17 protein-coding genes and 1 pseudogene are annotated in these 16577 nt (G+C 70.9%); 7 read left to right on the top strand and 11 right to left on the bottom strand.

Translation table 11 applies throughout. From position 1 onward, the window contains the following. Positions 1–8: 8 nt before the first annotated feature. Positions 9–980 (bottom strand): phosphotriesterase family protein, encoded by a 972-nt coding sequence (locus OG417_RS46190; protein WP_329243589.1) that lies wholly within the window; start codon positions 978–980, stop codon positions 9–11. 93 nt (positions 981–1073) lie between these two features. On the opposite strand from OG417_RS46190, the gene OG417_RS46195 reads away from it, so the two are divergent. Next, a complete protein-coding gene (locus OG417_RS46195) occupies positions 1074–1691 on the top strand; it encodes a CGNR zinc finger domain-containing protein (protein ID WP_329243592.1) in 618 nt (205 codons plus the stop codon). Here the strand turns inward: OG417_RS46195 and OG417_RS46200 are convergent. The 3 genes and pseudogenes from OG417_RS46200 to OG417_RS46205 form a co-directional block, all read right to left on the bottom strand. After that, positions 1669–1809: a hypothetical protein gene (locus OG417_RS46200; RefSeq protein WP_329243595.1), complete on the bottom strand. Its 141-nt coding sequence runs from the start codon at positions 1807–1809 to the stop codon at positions 1669–1671. The genes OG417_RS46195 and OG417_RS46200 overlap by 23 nt on opposite strands. A gap of 14 nt (positions 1810–1823) precedes the next feature. Then, a pseudogene (locus OG417_RS54685) lies at positions 1824–2012 on the bottom strand (OmpA family protein); the annotation flags it as partial. A gap of 202 nt (positions 2013–2214) precedes the next feature. Next, positions 2215–3858 carry an AMP-binding protein gene (locus tag OG417_RS46205; protein ID WP_329243598.1) on the bottom strand — a complete coding sequence of 548 codons (1644 nt, stop codon included), beginning with the start codon at positions 3856–3858 and terminating at the stop codon, positions 2215–2217. Positions 3859–3982: 124 nt separating this feature from the next. On the opposite strand from OG417_RS46205, the gene OG417_RS46210 reads away from it, so the two are divergent. The 4 genes from OG417_RS46210 (at position 3983) to OG417_RS46225 (ending at position 9229) form a co-directional block, all read left to right on the top strand. Continuing rightward, positions 3983–4597: a TetR/AcrR family transcriptional regulator gene (locus tag OG417_RS46210; RefSeq protein WP_329243602.1), complete on the top strand. Its 615-nt coding sequence runs from the start codon at positions 3983–3985 to the stop codon at positions 4595–4597. A gap of 73 nt (positions 4598–4670) precedes the next feature. After that, on the top strand, positions 4671–7007 hold the full coding sequence (locus OG417_RS46215) for a helicase-associated domain-containing protein (protein WP_329243605.1): 2337 nt from the start codon (positions 4671–4673) through the stop codon (positions 7005–7007). 70 nt (positions 7008–7077) lie between these two features. Then, positions 7078–7503, top strand: coding sequence for a hypothetical protein (locus OG417_RS46220; RefSeq protein WP_329243608.1), 426 nt, complete (start codon positions 7078–7080; stop codon positions 7501–7503). Positions 7504–7576: 73 nt separating this feature from the next. Then, positions 7577–9229, top strand: a complete 1653-nt coding sequence (locus tag OG417_RS46225; protein WP_329243611.1) for a DNA repair helicase XPB — start codon at positions 7577–7579, stop codon at positions 9227–9229. Here the strand turns inward: OG417_RS46225 and OG417_RS46230 are convergent. The 4 genes from OG417_RS46230 to OG417_RS46245 form a co-directional block, all read right to left on the bottom strand. Beyond that, positions 9181–9606 (bottom strand): hypothetical protein, encoded by a 426-nt coding sequence (locus OG417_RS46230; RefSeq protein ID WP_329243614.1) that lies wholly within the window; start codon positions 9604–9606, stop codon positions 9181–9183. The genes OG417_RS46225 and OG417_RS46230 overlap by 49 nt on opposite strands. Then, complete coding sequence (locus OG417_RS46235) at positions 9599–10126, bottom strand: SigE family RNA polymerase sigma factor (protein WP_329243616.1); 528 nt, start codon at positions 10124–10126, stop codon at positions 9599–9601. The genes OG417_RS46230 and OG417_RS46235 overlap by 8 nt, the downstream gene beginning before the upstream one ends. A 17-nt stretch (positions 10127–10143) precedes the next feature. Then, on the bottom strand, positions 10144–10557 hold the full coding sequence (locus OG417_RS46240; protein WP_329243620.1) for a hypothetical protein: 414 nt from the start codon (positions 10555–10557) through the stop codon (positions 10144–10146). A gap of 96 nt (positions 10558–10653) precedes the next feature. Beyond that, positions 10654–11841, bottom strand: a complete 1188-nt coding sequence (locus OG417_RS46245) for an FAD-dependent oxidoreductase (protein ID WP_329243623.1) — start codon at positions 11839–11841, stop codon at positions 10654–10656. Between the two features lie 108 nt (positions 11842–11949). On the opposite strand from OG417_RS46245, the gene OG417_RS46250 reads away from it, so the two are divergent. Next, on the top strand, positions 11950–12636 hold the full coding sequence (locus OG417_RS46250; RefSeq protein ID WP_329243625.1) for a TetR/AcrR family transcriptional regulator C-terminal domain-containing protein: 687 nt from the start codon (positions 11950–11952) through the stop codon (positions 12634–12636). A gap of 117 nt (positions 12637–12753) precedes the next feature. Further along, complete coding sequence (locus tag OG417_RS46255) at positions 12754–13533, top strand: ArsR/SmtB family transcription factor (protein WP_329243628.1); 780 nt, start codon at positions 12754–12756, stop codon at positions 13531–13533. A gap of 18 nt (positions 13534–13551) precedes the next feature. On the opposite strand, the gene OG417_RS46260 is transcribed toward OG417_RS46255, so the two are convergent. The 3 genes from OG417_RS46260 to OG417_RS46270 form a co-directional block, all read right to left on the bottom strand. After that, on the bottom strand, positions 13552–14154 hold the full coding sequence (locus OG417_RS46260) for a hypothetical protein (RefSeq protein WP_329243632.1): 603 nt from the start codon (positions 14152–14154) through the stop codon (positions 13552–13554). Between the two features lie 112 nt (positions 14155–14266). Continuing rightward, positions 14267–15889, bottom strand: a complete 1623-nt coding sequence (groL, locus tag OG417_RS46265) for a chaperonin GroEL (RefSeq protein WP_329243634.1) — start codon at positions 15887–15889, stop codon at positions 14267–14269. A 271-nt stretch (positions 15890–16160) separates the two neighbouring features. Then, entirely contained in the window at positions 16161–16361 is a 201-nt protein-coding gene (locus OG417_RS46270; protein ID WP_285568450.1) for a cold-shock protein, read from the bottom strand. Positions 16362–16577 lie beyond the last annotated feature (216 nt).

Below are 16577 nucleotides of genomic sequence, written 5' to 3' on the forward strand. Positions count from 1 at the left end.
CCATATGGTCATGGCCGCCACCGTGCCGCGAAGGCGCGGGCCGGGTTCCGGATGAAGATCGCGTCGGCCAGAGCGGCGCCGAGTTCCCGTTCGATCCGCGGGCGCAGGCCGGTGAGCAGGAACGGCATGCCGGGGCCGTCGGCCCCCGACCGGGCCGCCGCGGTGACCGTGTCGGCGCCGAGCAGGATCTGGGCGGCGTGACCGGCGTCGGCCAGACTCTCGATGCCGTCCAGCAGGCGCCAGTCGGTGGCGTGGTGCGCGCGGGACGGACCGTCGAACGCCAGGAACGCGCCCGCCTCGGCGACCGCCCGGTGCATCCTCGTATCCGGAAATCGGTGCAGGTGTCCGAGGATGACGCGCCGCGGAGAGACCCCGTGCGTCCCGCACAGCAGGTCGAGGACGTCCATGGCGGCGGTTCCGGCCTCCAGGTGGACGCCGATGGGCGCGTCGGTGACGTGATGCGCCTCGGCGGCCGCGGCCATGACGTGCCGGGCGTGGTCGTCGAGACGGTGATAGGCACCCGCGACCTTGATCAGTCCGGCCTTCACGCGAGCGCCGGTCAGTTCGTGGACGAACAGCTCGGCCAGGTCGTCACGGCCGCCGGCCGGCTCATCGCGGGCATAGTGCTTGGCCTGGTGCATCCCGGTGGCGCCGACGAGATGGACGCCGGACCGCCGGGACAGACCGGGCAGCTCCTCGGTTCGGGGGCCCATCCCCCACGGTGTCCACTGCACCACGGTCTTCCCGCCGAGCGCGGCGAAGGCGTTCAGCTCGGCGAGCGCGGCCCCGGCGTCGTCCAGCTCCTGGCCGGGCAGGACCGGCGAGCGGATGAACAGGTGGTCGTGGGCGTCACAGACGCCGAGTTCCTCCGGCGCGACGTCGCCGAGCACCGTACGGACCAGCGCACCGGCCTCGTCCCGGCGGACGTCCGGCGGGCGGTATCCCTCCTCACGCTCCGACAGCGCCCGCTCCATCGCCATCCCCCCGTTCCTCGGCCGTCTTTCGCGTAACGTCTCATCCGTTACACCGGCCGACGCTAGCAGATGTAACGGGCAAGGCGTTACAGTGGCTGCATGGCCGGAGAAGACCAGCTCGCCTTCCGCTTCGACTGCGGTGCCACCTGGCTGAACCTGCTCGCCACCACGGGCCGCAGGTTCAGCGCGAAGCCGATCGAACGGCTGGCCACTCCCGACCGGCTCGCGGAGTGGCTGGAGCGCTGCGAGCTGTCCCCGGTCCGGCGGCCCGGCCAAGGCGACCTCGACCGGGCCCGGGAGCTGCGGGAGACCCTGCGTGCGCTGGCACTGGCCACCGTCGACCGCCGGCCGCCGCCCGCGGACGCCGTCGCGGACCTGACCGCGTTCCTCGCCGAGCATGACGATCCGATCCGGCTGACCACGGACGACCGGCTACGCCGCGAGCCTCCGGCGACGGCGGCGCGGGCCCTCGCCCGGATCGCCCGTCAGGCGGTGGACCAGCTCACCGGCGCCGACCGGCTGGCGCTGAAGAGCTGCCCGGAACACGACTGCCGGGGCGTCTTCCTCGATCCGCCGGGACGCCGCCGCTGGTGCCCGTCACCGGCGTGCGCGAGCCGGGGCCGGGTCCGCGCCCACCGCGCCCGCCGCGCCGCCGAGAACGGCGATCGGACGCCGGGGCGCGAGAGCGGCACGGTCACCGGATCGGGACGTTCTTGACCGTGCCCCGGCTTCCGACCTGAACGTCCAGCTTGTCAGTCCCGGCCGGAGGAGCGGGATGGTAGACGTAGGCCCGGTCGGTGACGTTGGTGTCGAGCGAGCCGGCCTGGCGTTCCACCCCGCCAGGTACGCCTGGACGGTCTTCGCCCGGCGCAGCGACAGGTCCAGGTTGAAGGCGTCGCCGTCGTGGTCGTCGGTGTGCCCGGTGATGAGGATCGGCGGCTTGCCGGGATCGGCCTGGGCGCGCGTCTGGTCGACGGCGTCGTCGAGCACCTGCGTCGCGTCGCCACTCAGCTTGTCGGAGTTGTAGGCGAACAACACGTCCGCGCGCAGGCCCAGGGTCTGTTCGCCGCCGGTGCTGGTGGTCTTGTTCGCGCCCTCGACGGTCTCGTGCAGGTCCTGGACCTGCGACCAGATACCGCCGGACGGCGGGTGTTCGTATTTTCCATCGTGAACATGCGCAACGCATGCTCACTGCGGAGACACCGGAATCGACGCGGCCGACGAGGAGCCGCTCGCCGGCTCAGGCGGTCTCGGTGTTCGCGACGTCCTCCAGGCCCAGCTCCTCGATCGAGGTCTCGCGCATCTTGAACTTCTGGATCTTCCCGGTGACCGTCATCGGGAAGTCGTCGGCGAACCGGACGTACCGGGGGATCTTGTGGTGGGCGAGCTTTCCCCGGCAGAAGTCCCGTACGTCCTCCGCCGTCAGCGCCGAGCCCGGCCGTGTCTTCACCCAGGCGCACAGCTCTTCGCCGTACTTGGCGTCCGGAACGCCGATGACCTGCACGTCCTCGATGTCCGGGTGGGCGTACAGGAACTCCTCGATCTCCCGCGGATACAGGTTCTCCCCGCCGCGGATCACCATGTCCTTGATCCGGCCGACGATGTTGACGTAGCCGGCCTCGTCCATCGTCGCGAGGTCGCCGGTGTGCATCCAGCGGGCGGCGTCGATGACCTCGGCGGTCCGTTCGGGGTCCTCCCAGTATCCGAGCATCACCGAGTACCCACGGGTGCACAGTTCCCCCGGCGTGCCGCGCGGCACGGTCAGCCCCGTCGCCGGGTCGACGATCTTCACCTCGGTGTGCGGGTGCACGCGGCCGACGGTGGAGACCCGGCGGTCCAGCTCCTCGTCGTACCGGGTCTGGGCGGACACCGGCGACGTCTCGGTCATGCCGTAGCAGATCGTCACCTCGCGCATGTGCATCTCGGCGACGACGCGCCTCATGACCTCCACCGGGCAGGGCGAGCCCGCCATGATGCCGGTGCGCAGGGACGTCAGGTCGTAGGAGGAGAACTCCGGCAGCGCCAGCTCGGCGATGAACATCGTCGGCACGCCGTACAGCGAGGTGCAGCGCTCGGCCTGCACGGCCTCCAGCGTCGCCTTCGGGTCGAAGACGGGCGCCGGGATGACGATGCACGCGCCGTGCGTGGTGATCGCCAGATTGCCGAGGACCATGCCGAAGCAGTGGTAGAACGGCACCGGCACGCAGACCCGGTCGATCTCCGTGTAACGGCACAGCTCGCCGATGAAGAAGCCGTTGTTGAGGATGTTGTGGTGCGACAGCGTCGCGCCCTTGGGAAAGCCGGTGGTGCCGGAGGTGTACTGGATGTTGATGGGGTCGTCGGGCGACAGGGCCGCCATCCGGGAGTCGAGCCGCTCGGGATCCAGCGCGGCGCCCGCGATCGACAGTGCCTCCCACTCCTCCGTGCCGAGGTAGATCACCCGCTCCAGCGCCGGCAGGCCGGAGCGCACCTCCTCGACCATGCGCCGGTAGTCGCTCGTCTTGTACGAAACGGCGCTGACCAGGAGCTTCACGCCCGACTGCCGGAGCGCGTAGGTCAGCTCGTGGGTGCGGTAGGCCGGGTTGACGTTGACCAGGATCGCGCCGATCTCCGCGGTGGCGTACTGCAGCAGCACCCACTCGGGGTTGTTCGGCGACCAGATGCCGACGCGGTCGCCCTTGCCGATCCCGGCGGCGATCAGGCCCCGCGCGAGAGTGGCGACCTCCTCGTCGAACTCCTGGTACGTCCAGCGGCGGCCGCTCGGCACGTCGACGAGAGCATCGCGGTGGGGAAGGACGGACGCCACGTGCCGTAGGTTCTGCCCGATGGTCTGGCCGAGCAGTGGAAGGTCGGAAGTGCCGTGACTGTATGAGGGACGGGACATGGACCCACCTCCTCGTGTATTTCACCGCATCTGCCCGCTCGCCACCAGAGCGGCAGAGGCCCGTGCGGCTCACCGATGTCAGTAAGTGCTTTCATGGCCTACGCTTTCCGGGGAGGAGCACATAATGCAGAGATCCACGCGTGAGCGGATCGTTTCCGAGGCGCTCCGGCTGTTCGCCGAACGCGGCTACGCCGCGACGTCCGTCGCCGAGATCGAGGCCGCCTCGGGCCTGTCCCCGGGCGCCGGTGGTCTCTACCGCCACTTCCGCTCCAAGGAGGAGGTCCTCACGGCCGCGGTGCGCGAGCACATCACCCGCACCTCCAAGCAGGTCTCCGCGACCTTCCAGCACGCCGACGACGTACGCGCCCGGCCGCTCATCGAGCGGCTGCGGCTGGCGGCCACGCTCGGCATGGCCAAGATGCGCGAGGAGGCCGACCTCATCCGGGTGCTCTTCCGCGACCTCGACAAGTTCCCCAACCTCATCACCGAGATGAGAGAGGGCATCGTCAACCCGCTCTACGACATGATCGGCAAGTGGCTGGCCGGCCAGCCGGAGATGGCCGGCGTCGAGGCCGACTGGGACGCCATCGGCCTGGCGCTCGGCGGCTCCATCGTCAACTACTGGCTCGCGAGCGACGCCCTGCACGAGCCTCCCCAGCGCGTCGACGAAGAACGCTTCATCAACGGCTGGGCCGCCCTCGCCCTCGGCCTCGCCGGCCAGCCCGCCCAGGCCGTCTGACCATCGCGCGAAAGCCCCGCGGAAACGGACGCTACGGCGCGCGTGGGTCCGGACCCGGATTACCGTTGTGGGGGTGAGCACGGAGACCTATGCCGACTGGCTGCGGGCGCGCGACGACGAGGAGTTGCGCGCGCTGTTCGCGTGCCGTCCCGAGCTGATCACTCCGGTGCCCGCGGACATCACGGCGCTGTCCTCCCGCGCCTCGGCCCCCTCCGCCCTCTCCCGCGCCCTCGACCGCCTCGACCGGTTCGCGCTGAGCGTGTTCGAGGCCCTGCTCGTGCTGCCCTCCCCCACGACCTACGACGACCTGGCCGCCGCCGTCGGCGCGGACGTACGCCCCGCGCTCGGCCGGCTGCGCTCGCTCGCCCTCGTGTGGGGCGACGACGGCGAGCTGCGGGCCGCGCCCGGCGCCCGTGGCGCGGTGCCGCATCCGGCCGGCCTCGGCCCGCCCGCCAAAGAGGCGTTCGCCTCCTACCCCTCCGACCGCATGACCGCGCTGCTCGACGACCTCGGCCTCGACTCGGTACGCGCGATCTGCGAGCGGATCGGCGCCCTGGTCGAGGACGCCGGCCCCGAGGCGCGCGCCGCGCTCGACCGGCTCGCCTGGGGCCCGCCGATCGGCAAGGTCGACGGCGCCCGCCGTCCCGTCACGCTCGCCACCGCGAACTCCCCGATCGAGCGGCTCCTCGCCCGCGGGCTGCTCGCCGCCACCGACGACCGTACGGTGACGCTCCCCCGCGAGGTCGGCCTCTTTCTCCGCGGCGGCCGGGTCTTCCGCGAGCCGGCGACCGCCCCGCCGCCGCTCGGCGGCAGCGTGCGCGAGCGGAAGCTGGTGGACAGCACCGCGGGCGGCCAGGCCTTCACCACCGTGCGCACCCTCGAGGACCTGCTCGAACGCTGGGGCGTCGACCCGCCGGGCGTGCTGCGCAGCGGCGGGCTCGGCATCCGCGACCTGCGGGCCACCGCCGCGCGCCTGGACCTGCCGGAGTGGACGACGGCGCTGCTGATCGAGGTCGCGTACGCCTCCGGGCTGCTCGCGCGCAGCGGCGACTACGACGGTTCCGGGGTGGGCGGACGCGGCGGCGACGCCGTGTGGCTGCCCACCCCGGCGTACGACCTGTGGCGGCTGCACGACGTCGAGCGCCGCTGGGTCACCGTCGCCGGCGCCTGGCTGCGCATGGACCGCGTCCCCGGCCTCGCGGGCGAACGCGACGAGCGCGACCGCCTGATCAACGCCCTGTCCGACGAGGCGATCCGGGCCAGCGCTCCGCAGGTGCGGCGCGCGACGCTCGAAGCGCTCGCCGACGCTCCGGTGGGCACGGCGCCGGCCGCCGAAGGCGTCTACGCCAACCTCGTCTGGCACCAGCCGCGCCGCGGCGGCGTGCTGCGCGAGCGGCTCGTCGGATGGACGCTCCGCGAGGCCGAGGCGCTGGGCGTGACGGGCTTCCGTGCGCTGGCCGAGCACACGCGGGTGCTGCTCGCCGGCGGCGACGCCGAGGCGGCCCTGCGGGCGGTGCTGCCCACGCCCGTCGACCACGTGATGATCCAGGCCGACCTGACCGCCGTCGCCCCCGGGCCGCTGGTGGCCGACCTCGCCCGTGAGCTGGCGCTCGCCGCCGACGTCGAGTCGACCGGCGGGGCCACCGTCTACCGCTTCACCCCCGAGTCCGTACGCCGCGCGCTCGACGCGGGGCGCGGCGCGTCCGAGTTGATCGAGCTGCTCACGCGGCACTCGACGACCGCCCTGCCGCAGCCGCTGAGCTACCTGATCGAGGACGTCGCCCGCCGGCACGGGCGGCTGCGCGTGGGCATCGCGTCGGCCTACGTCCGCAGCGACGACCCGGCCGTGCTCGAGGAGATCATGGCCGACCGGCGTGCCGAGCAGCTGCGCTTGCACCGGCTCGCCCCGACCGTCCTCGCCTCCCGGGTGCCCCGCTCCGAGCTCCTCGACGGGCTCCGCGTGCTCGGGTACGCCCCGGTCGCCGAGTCGCCCGAGGGCTCGGTCGTGATCACCCGACTCGACGCCCGGCGCGCCGACACGGCCGGGCACGGCGCGTACGAACCGGCGCACCACTCCGTCCTCGGCTCCGGCCCCGACGGCTCGGTGATCACCGCGGCGGTGCGCGCGCTGCGCGCGGGCGACGAGGCCGCACGCGTCGCGGTCCCGAACGGCTCGCCGCCCCGCTCGCCGGCGGCGGCGATGGTCCAGCGCCTGCGCGAGGCGACCGACCGCGGCGGGCGCGTGTGGATCGGCTACCTCGACCAGCAGGGCCAGGCGTCCAGCCGCATCATCGAGCCCGCGCGCATCGAGGGCGGTTTCCTCACCGCGTACGACGCGACCCGCGCCGCCGTGCACCGGTTCGCGCTGCACCGCATCACCGGTGTCGCCGACGTCGACGGTGCCGGCTGATCGCCGGAGCGCTGAACCGGACGCCGTTCTCTCGCGTCCTACCAACGGGCCGACATCCAGGAGAGTCACCATGACGTGGCAGGACCCCCCGGGCCAGCCGGGCTGGCACGACGCGTACGGGCAGTACGGGTACGGCCAGCAGCCCTACGGACAGGATCCGTACGGGCAGAATCCGTACGGCCAGAGCCCGTACGACCCGTACGGATACGGCCCGTACGGTCCGGGCAGTGCCCAGCGGAGCAACGGCTCGGCCGTCGCCGCGCTCGTGGTCAGCATCATCGAGGGTTTCCTCTGCTGCGGCGGCGTACTGTGGATCCCCGCTACGATCATGGCGGCGATCGCGATGAGCAAGAAGGACTCCGATCCCGAGGCCGCCCGCAAGCTGACCATCGCCGCCTGGGTCTGCTGCGCCGTCAACGTCATCCTCTGCATCGGCCTCCTCATCGCCCTCTTCGCCATCGGTGAGTTCTCCGACCAGTCCAGCACCAGTCCCTGAGGAATCCGCGCGGGAAGCAGCGCGGGGGCTCCGGCTGTTGGAAACTGTGACCCCCGGCTCCGAAAGGCATCCCGTGACCGACGGCCCGCTCATCGTCCAGTCCGACAAGACCCTGCTGCTCGAGGTCGACCACGAGGCGGCGGCCGAGTGCCGTAAGGCGATCGCACCGTTCGCCGAGCTCGAACGCGCGCCCGAGCACGTCCACACCTACCGGATCACACCCCTGGCGCTGTGGAACGCACGGGCGGCCGGTCACGACGCCGAGCAGGTGATCGACGCGCTGATCAGCTTCGCGCGCTACCCGGTCCCGCACGCCCTTCTGGTGGACATCGCCGACACGATGGGCCGGTACGGCCGGCTGCGGCTGGAGAAGCACCCGACGTACGGGCTGGTCCTCGCCTCCTCCGACCGCGCGGTGCTGGAGGAGGTGCTGCGCGCCAGGAAGCTCCAGTCGATGTTCGGCACGCGGGTGGACGACGACAGCGTGGCGGTGCATCCGAGCGAGCGCGGCACGCTCAAGCAGGCGCTGCTCAAGCTCGGCTGGCCGGCCGAGGACCTCGCCGGCTACGTCGACGGCGAGGCGCACCCGATCTCCCTGGTCGAGGAGGGCTGGGCGCTGCGCGGCTACCAGCGCGAGGCGGCCGACTCCTTCTGGCACGGCGGCTCCGGGGTGGTCGTCCTGCCCTGTGGCGCGGGAAAGACGATCGTCGGCGCGGCGGCGATGGCGCACGCGGCGGCGACCACGCTGATCCTCGTCACCAACACCGTCTCGGCGCACCAGTGGAAGCAGGAGCTGCTGCGCCGCACCTCGCTGACCGAGGAGGAGATCGGCGAGTACACCGGCACCAAGAAGCAGATCCGTCCCGTCACCATCGCGACGTACCAGGTCATGACCACCCGGCGGAAGGGCGCGTACACGCACCTGGAGCTGTTCGACGCCCGCGACTGGGGCCTGATCATGTACGACGAGGTGCACCTGCTGCCGGCGCCGATCTTCCGGATGACCGCCGACCTGCAGACGCGCCGCCGGCTGGGCCTGACCGCCACGCTCGTGCGCGAGGACGGCCGCGAGGGCGACGTGTTCTCCCTCATCGGGCCCAAGCGGTACGACGCTCCGTGGAAGGAGATGGAGGCGCAGGGCTGGATCGCCCCGGCGGACTGCGTCGAGGTGCGCGTGACGCTGACCGACTCCGAGCGGCTCGCGTACGCCACGGCCGAGCAGGAGGACCGCTACCGGTTCTGCGCGACGACGCCGACCAAGTCGTCGGTGGTGCAGGCCCTGGTCGAGCGCCACCGCGGCGAGCAGACCCTGGTCATCGGCCAGTACATCGACCAGCTCGACGAGCTCGGCGAACGCCTGGACGCCCCGGTGATCAAGGGCGAGACGAAGGTCAAGGAGCGCGAGCGGCTGTTCGACGCGTTCCGGTCCGGCGAGATCTCGGTGCTGATCGTCTCGAAGGTGGCCAACTTCTCCATCGACCTGCCCGAGGCGGCCGTCGCCGTCCAGGTGTCGGGGACGTTCGGGTCGCGCCAGGAGGAGGCCCAGCGCCTCGGCCGCGTGCTGCGCCCGAAGGCGTCCGGCAAGGGTGCGCGGTTCTACTCCGTCGTCGCCCGCGACACCCTCGACCAGGACTACGCCGCCCACCGGCAGCGCTTCCTCGCCGAGCAGGGCTACGCCTACCGCATCGTCGACGCCGACGCCGTCCTCGCCGACGAGGAGCTCTGACCGGCGCCGCGCCGGCTCGGGGTCGCACGGGGCGCGGGCGGGGGCGTCACCGATCCGCTGGGGCGCGGCGTGGGCGTCCGGCGGACGACGGGCGGTTTGCGCACCGGAGGCGGGACGCTCGGCGTGATCGAGGGACGGCCCGTGGGCGACGGCGGCCCGATCGGCACAGCGGCGCGATGGCGCGGCCACAGCAGGAGCCCGGCCAGCACGACGAGCGCGACCGCGGCCGCGACCGCGAGGGGGCCGAGCCTCGTCCAGGATCCGCGTTCCGGCCGTCCGGCGTTCCGGTACCGGTCGATGAGCCCGGCGTCCGGCTCGATCTCCTCGGCCGCGCGCCGGTAGTGCTCGACGAGCATGTCCTCGAGATGGTCATCCATGCCGCGAGCCCTCCTCCGCCAGTTCGCGCCGTAGCGCGGCCATCGCCCGCGCCGTGTGGCTCTTGACCGTGCCGCGGGAGACGCCGAGCGCCTCGGCGATCTCCTGTTCGCTGAGGCCGCACCAGTACCGCAGCACCATCACGGCCCGCTGCTTGACGGGCAGCCGTGCGAGGACGTCGTCCAGCGGCGTTCCGTCCGCCTCGCATGGCCGCCGTGCCGCGAACCGGTCCACGTCCTCCGCGCCGCCGACCGGCACGTCCGGCCGTCTCCCGCGACGCGTGCGGTCGTCGATGGCGAGGTTGACCAGCACCTTCCGCGCGTACGCCTCCGGCCGGCCCCCGCGCCGGACCCGGTTCCAGCGCCGCGCGACCCGCTCGTACGTCGTCTGGAGGAGGTCCTCGGCCAGGTGCCGGTCGTAGACGAGGAAGATCGCGGTACGCAGGAGGCGGCCCGCGGAGGCGACCACGAACTCATCGAAGGTGAGCTCGCCGTCGCCTCCGCGTGCCCCTTCACCGCTCACGCCCGACAGCGTGCCACCTAGCCCAGGCCGGGCACGGTCGGCGGCGGGCACGGGCGCACCGACGGCACCGGGCGCGGCGTCTCGCGCCGGGTGGACGGCGTAGGAGAGGGCGCCGGCTTACACGGCCGGTGTACGGGCGGCTTGCTCACGACGGGCGGGCGGGGCGAGGGCGTGGCCGCCGGGGGTGCCGTCGGACGGCGCGAGGGTGTGGCCGTCGGCGGGCGGGTGGGCGTCGTGCTCGGCCGGGGAGCGAACGTCGGGGGATCGGACGGCCGAACGCTCGGAGCCGCGACGCGCACGTCGGCCACCGGCGACGACTCGTGGCCGGAGCCGCCCGCCAGGGCGGTACCGCCCACCCACACTCCCGCGAGCACGGCGGCTGCCGCCCCCGTCAGCACCATCACGCTCCGACGGCGTCTGCGGTCGGTCATCGGTTGTTTCCTTTCGTCGTCTCTACACCCCCATCAACCCCTCCCGCCCGTCGATCGGTTGTCATGGTCCTCCGGATTTCCGCGGTGCGGGCGGCCCTAGGCGGGGAGAGGATCCTGGCCGAGCATGCGGTGGCCGTTGGCGGCGGAGGCGCGCACCGCGGCGAAGCCGTAGGCGATCATCTCTGCCTCGTAGGCGGCCAGTGCCGGGATGAGCGGTTCGCCGTGCGCGACCTTGCCGAGCGCGGTGGTGAGGTTGGCGGCGTCGCGCAGGGCGGTGTTGGCGCCGACGCCCGCCGCCGGGCTCATCGCGTGGATCGCGTCGCCGAGCAGGGTGACGTTGGTGGTGGGCCACGGGTCGATCGGCACGCTGGTGCGCAGCGTCAGCGGGAAGACCGTGTCGGGCTGCCAGTGCTCGATGATCCGGCGGACCCGGGGATGCCAGTCTTTGATCATTCGCAGGGTCATCTCCCGCAGCTCCTCGCCGGACATGGCGTACAGCTCCTCGTCCGCTGCGGGCAGGAATTCGGGTCGTGAGCCGAACGAGCACGTCATGTAGTCGGTGGTGTCGGTCAGCCGTACGCCGGGGGCCAGCCGGGCGGTGGCCCGCGCCACCGGCTCGGGGTACCGCACCGGCGCGACCCCGACGTAGTTCTTGTTCGGACCGATGATCGGGGTGAACACGGCGTGCATGTCCGGGAGGAACAGCTCCCGGGTCCGGTCGTTCAGCGGCACCTTGCCGTAGAGCTGACGTAGCCCGGTGTCGACCACGCGGGCGTGCGGCAGGTACTGGCGGCGCACCGGCGAGTTCACGCCGTCGGCCGCCACGAGGACGTCGCCGGTCGCCCGGGTGCCGTCGGAGAAGTGCGCGGCGACGCGGCCGTCGGCCGCCGAGCCGTAGCGGGTGAGCCGTTTGCCGAAGGCGACGGAGTCCCGCACGCCGCTGAGCAGGATCTGCCGCAACGTCAGCCGGTTGACCGCCAGGTGCACGCCGTCGTCGGCCGGTTCGAGCACGGTCAACCTGGTGAGCTGGTCGTCGAACACCGGTGTGCGGGTCCTCGGCACACCGGCCGTGGCGCGGAACAGCCGGTGCAGTTCGGCGGGCAGGACGTGGGCCAGGGCCTGGTCGCCCTGCCCGTCGATGTGGATGCGGTAGCCCTGGGGGCGCGAGGTGAGGGACTGGTCGCCTTCGTAGACGGCGAAGCTCACCCCGGATCGCCGGAGTCCCTGCGCCAGGCACAGGCCGCCCAGCCCGGCACCAACGATGATCACATGCGGATACGGCATGGCCGCCAACTCTCCATCTCCCTAGCAGTGCAAGGTGGAGACTAGCATCGGTAGGGAGACCCTCGCACTGCTAGATTGTCGGAAGGCGAAACGGCAGGGGAGACACGGATGACACCGCACGAGCTCGGCTTTCCGACCCCGGCAGAGGAGGCCGATCCCCGGCTCGACCGCGCGCGGATCGCCCAGACCGCGCTCAAGCTGCTCGACGAGCAGGGGTACGACGCGTTCAGCATGCGCAAGCTGGCCGTCGCCCTCGACATCAAGTCCCCGTCGCTGTACTGGCACGTCCGCAGCAAGGACGAGCTCTTCGAGCTGCTGATCGACACCGTCATCGGCCTGTGCCCGCTGGCCGACGACGACGGCCGCGACTGGGCCGATCGGCTGGTCGGCATCGGACTGGAGCTGCGCCAGGTCCTCCTGGCCCACCCCGCGGTGGTCCGGCTGCTTCCCGGCCGGATTCCGTTCGGCCCGGGCGGGCTGCGGCTGGCCGACCATGTCATCGGCGTCCTCCGCCGGGCCGGCTTCGACAACCGCCTCTCCGGCTACGGCTACCTGCTGTTGATGTTCTACGTCGTCGGTTTCGCCGCCCAGGAGGTCGCCTTCGGCAAGGGCGCCGCCAACCAGGCGCGCCTGACGCAGATCAACGAGTTCCTCCGTGACCTGCCCGCCGATCGCTACCCCGATCTGGTGGCCGTGGCCGACGAGCTCACCGGCCGCCCCGGCCTCACCCACCGGTTCGAGCTCGGCCTCACCGGCATCTTCAAGGAGCTGGCTTCGGCGCGGGACGCGCGCTGAGCCGATCCGGCGGGCGGGCCGTACACCTCCGTACGGTGCCCCGGGATTGACACGCAACCTTGGAGTTGCCTAAATTCTCATGCAACCGGAAGGTTGCCTTTTGTTCGAGGGACGGGGATGGACGCGGTCTTCAAGGCACTCGCCGACACCACACGCCGGCGGCTGCTCGACAGCCTCAACGCGCGCAGCGGCCAGAGCCTGCGTGAGCTGTGCACCAAGTCGGGCATGACCCGCCAGGCCGTCACCAAGCACCTCGCGGTGCTGGAGGCCGCCGGCCTCGTGACGAGCGTCCGGCACGGCCGGGAGAAGCTGCACTACCTCAACGCCGCGCCCATCAACGAGATCGCCGAACGCTGGATCAACCGGTACCACCGCGAGCGGGTGCACGCGCTCGCCGACCTGAAGACCTCACTGGAGGACCGCCTGATGAGTAAGCCCGAGTTCGTCTACGTCACCTACATCAGGACCACGCCCGAACAGCTCTGGCAGGCGCTCACCGATCCGGTGTTCACCAAGCGCTACTGGGGCGTCGAGTTCGGCACGGACTGGTCGGCGGGCGCGCCGATGACCTGGCGGGAAGGCGGGTTCGAGACGAGCGACCCGGAGCAGGTGGTACTGGTCAGCGAGCCGTACCGGCGGCTGTCCTACACCTGGCACACCTTCACGCCCGAGTGGGCGGAGTACGCCGGAAAGTCCGCGGACGCCCTGGCCGCGCTGGCCGCCGAGTCCCGGTCGAAGGTCACGTTCGACCTGGAGGAGGAGGGAGCCGCGGTGAAGCTGACGGTGACCCATGACGGCTTCGACCCCGGCAGCGCCGTACTGCCGGACGTGAGCAACGGCTGGCCGCGCGTCATCGCCGGCCTCAAGTCGCTCCTGGAGTCCGGCGAGCCGCTGTGAGGGAGCGACCTCCGGCCTTCAGATGCCCAGGAAACCACCCATCCCGCGGTTGGAGGACCGGGTCGTGTCGTAGGCGAGGGGGCAGGCCAGCGTCAGCGTGCGGATCGGCTCGGGGAGCTGGAAGTTGAGCTGCAGCACGTAGCGGTCGGCGCCGCTGAACATCTGTGAGATGTAGTCGCCCACACCCCCGGCCCGCCGGAAGGACGCGATCTGGACGTTCTGCCAGTCGGTCACCTGGGAGCTCATGTGGTCGAAGTAGCCGATCTGGCGCTCGTACGCGTCGAGCATCTCGTAGCCCTGCAGGGCCCGCTTGCGGAGATGGCCGATCAACTGCCCCTGTGGCGTGACGACGTCGATCTTCGGCGTGCCGACGTAGGAGTACGGCTTGTTCACCCAGAAATAGGGCATGCCGTCGGGCCTGGTGACGAGAAGGTCGCGCTTGGCCTGGTCGTTGCGGCGCTGGTTGAGCACGCGCCAGGCCTTCTGGGCTCCGCCCACGCCCTGTTCCGCGACATTGGCGACCGGCTGACCCTGCGGATTCCAGATGGTGTACTTCGCCTCGACCGAGAACATCTCCGGCGGCTGGTCGTAAACGAGCACAGGGGTGTTGAAAAGGTCCACGCGCGAAGTGTACGACCGACACGGCGGAGCGGGGACAGGATTCGATTCCCCTCGAAACGCATAACGAAAGGGGCGGCCCCAGCACCGAGGGCCGCCCCTGACGTTGCAGGACTTAGAAGTCCATGCCGCCCGCGTCGGGAGCGGCCGGGGCCTTCTCCTTCTCGGGCTTTTCGGCGACGACGGCCTCGGTCGTCAGGAACAGCGCCGCGATGGACGCCGCGTTCTGCAGCGCCGAACGCGTCACCTTGGCCGGGTCGATGATGCCCGCCTCGAACATGTTCACGTACTCACCGGACGCGGCGTTCAACCCCTGACCCGGCTCCAGCGAGCGGACCCGCTCGGCCACCACACCGCCCTCCAGACCGGCGTTGACCGCGATCTGCTTGAGCGGCTCCTCCAGCGCCCGCTTGACGATGGAGGCACCGGTGGCCTCATCACCCTCAAGATCGATCTTGTCGAACGCGCCCGTGCCCGCCTGCAACAGCGCCACGCCGCCACCGGGGACGATGCCCTCCTCCACGGCGGCCTTGGCGTTGCGGACGGCGTCCTCGATCCGGTGCTTGCGCTCCTTCAGCTCCACCTCGGTCGCCGCACCCGCCTTGATGACGGCCACACCACCGGCGAGCTTGGCGAGGCGCTCCTGGAGCTTCTCCCGGTCGTAGTCGGAGTCGCTGTTGTCGATCTCGACCCGGATCTCGTTCACCCGGCCCGCGATGTCGTCGGTGTTACCCGCGCCGTCGACGATGGTGGTCTCGTCCTTGGTCACCACGACACGCTTGGCCTGGCCCAGCATGTCCAGCGTGGTGTTCTCCAGCTTCAGACCGATGTCCTCCGACACCACCTGGCCACCGGTCAAGATCGCGATGTCCTGCAGCATCGCCTTCCGACGGTCACCGAAACCCGGAGCCTTGACGGCCACGGACTTGAAGACACCGCGGATCTTGTTGACGACCAGGGTGGCCAGGGCCTCGCCCTCGACGTCCTCGGCGATGATGACGAGCGGCTTACCGCTCTGCATGACCTGCTCGAGGACCGGCACGAGGTCCTTGTTGGCCGAGATCTTCGAGCTGGCGATGAGGATGTAGGGGTCGTCGAAGACGGCCTCCATGCGCTCCGGGTCGGTCACGAAGTAGTGCGACACGTAGCCCTTGTCGAAGCGCATGCCCTCGGTCAGCTCGAGCTCCAGACCGAAGGTCTGGCTCTCCTCGACCGTGATCACACCTTCCTTGCCGACCTTGTCCATCGCCTCGGCGATCATCTCACCGATCGAGGTGTCACCAGCGGAAATAGAGGCCGTGGAGGCGATCTGCTCCTTCGTCTCCACGTCCTTGGCGATCTTGGAAAGCTCCTCGCTCACCCGCTCGACGGCGGACTCGATGCCCCGCTTCAGCGACATCGGGTTCGCGCCGGCGGCGACGTTGCGCAGGCCCTCGCGGACCAGCGCCTGGGCCAGGACGGTGGCCGTGGTGGTGCCATCACCCGCGACGTCGTCGGTCTTCTTCGCGACCTCCTTGACCAGCTCCGCGCCGATCTTCTCCCACGGGTCCTCGAGCTCGATCTCCTTGGCGATCGACACACCGTCGTTGGTGATCGTGGGGGCGCCCCACTTCTTCTCCAACACGACGTTGCGGCCCTTGGGACCGAGGGTGACCTTCACGGCGTCGGCGAGCTGGTTCATGCCGCGCTCGAGGCCGCGCCGCGCGTCCTCATCGAACGCGATCATCTTTGCAGCCATAGGCTCCAGATCCTCCCGGAACGGGGTGGCTATCACTGGATCGAGTCGACGCCCGCGACGGACGACCTGCCCGGCGGTTTCCATGCCGCCGCCGGGTGTGAGGCCTCGTCGCCTCGATCGCTTATTCAGGGCTGGCACTCTCAATGGCCGAGTGCCAATGTCGTGTTTAGCACTCTACCCAGGAGAGTGCAAGCCGTACCCCGTCTCACCTGGTCACCGACATGCCAAGGCCCGGCGCGCCAGGCGCCGGGCCTCGACCGAGCTATACCGATCAGAGCGTGCGAACCGACTCCGCCTGCGGACCCCGGTCGCTCTGGGTGATCTCGAACTCGACCCGCTGCCCCTGCTCGAGGCTGCGGTAGCCATCAGCGAGGATGGCCGAATAGTGCACGAACACGTCCCTGCCACCGTCGACCGCGATGAAGCCGTAGCCTTTGTCCGCGTTGAACCACTTGACGGTGCCTTGTGCCATTCCTAACAACTCCCACCAGGGCAATTCCCGTGGTCATTCCCACGGCTACCGACTCGAGCCCGCCGGAGGCGCGGAACCCGACGGTCAGCACGGGTGCGCCGCGATGACCATCGCCGACCATACACACGGCTACGGTCCGTGGAACACCCTTTACCCAAGATGAGCGGACGGCCGATCCTGGTCAATGTGAGTTCATTGAAATGGGAACTTCGGCAC

This window comes from Actinoallomurus sp. NBC_01490, assembly GCF_036227085.1.
Classification (GTDB): Bacteria; Actinomycetota; Actinomycetes; order Streptosporangiales; family Streptosporangiaceae; genus Actinoallomurus; species Actinoallomurus oryzae.

Excerpts from the sequence above, each read along its gene's own strand:
- OG417_RS46195 (WP_329243592.1), top strand. The coding sequence starts at position 1,074 with ATGGCCGGAGAAGACCAGCTCGCCTTCCGCTTCGACTGCGGTGCCACC.
- OG417_RS46240 (WP_329243620.1), bottom strand. The coding sequence starts at position 10,557 with ATGACCGACCGCAGACGCCGTCGGAGCGTGATGGTGCTGACGGGGGCG.
- OG417_RS46245 (WP_329243623.1), bottom strand. The coding sequence starts at position 11,841 with ATGCCGTATCCGCATGTGATCATCGTTGGTGCCGGGCTGGGCGGCCTG.
- OG417_RS46190 (WP_329243589.1), bottom strand. The coding sequence starts at position 980 with ATGGCGATGGAGCGGGCGCTGTCGGAGCGTGAGGAGGGATACCGCCCG.
- OG417_RS46250 (WP_329243625.1), top strand. The coding sequence starts at position 11,950 with ATGACACCGCACGAGCTCGGCTTTCCGACCCCGGCAGAGGAGGCCGAT.
- OG417_RS46205 (WP_329243598.1), bottom strand. The coding sequence starts at position 3,858 with ATGTCCCGTCCCTCATACAGTCACGGCACTTCCGACCTTCCACTGCTC.
- OG417_RS46210 (WP_329243602.1), top strand. The coding sequence starts at position 3,983 with ATGCAGAGATCCACGCGTGAGCGGATCGTTTCCGAGGCGCTCCGGCTG.
- OG417_RS46230 (WP_329243614.1), bottom strand. The coding sequence starts at position 9,606 with ATGGATGACCATCTCGAGGACATGCTCGTCGAGCACTACCGGCGCGCG.
- OG417_RS46255 (WP_329243628.1), top strand. The coding sequence starts at position 12,754 with ATGGACGCGGTCTTCAAGGCACTCGCCGACACCACACGCCGGCGGCTG.
- groL (WP_329243634.1), bottom strand. The coding sequence starts at position 15,889 with ATGGCTGCAAAGATGATCGCGTTCGATGAGGACGCGCGGCGCGGCCTC.
- OG417_RS46220 (WP_329243608.1), top strand. The coding sequence starts at position 7,078 with ATGACGTGGCAGGACCCCCCGGGCCAGCCGGGCTGGCACGACGCGTAC.
- OG417_RS46270 (WP_285568450.1), bottom strand. The coding sequence starts at position 16,361 with ATGGCACAAGGCACCGTCAAGTGGTTCAACGCGGACAAAGGCTACGGC.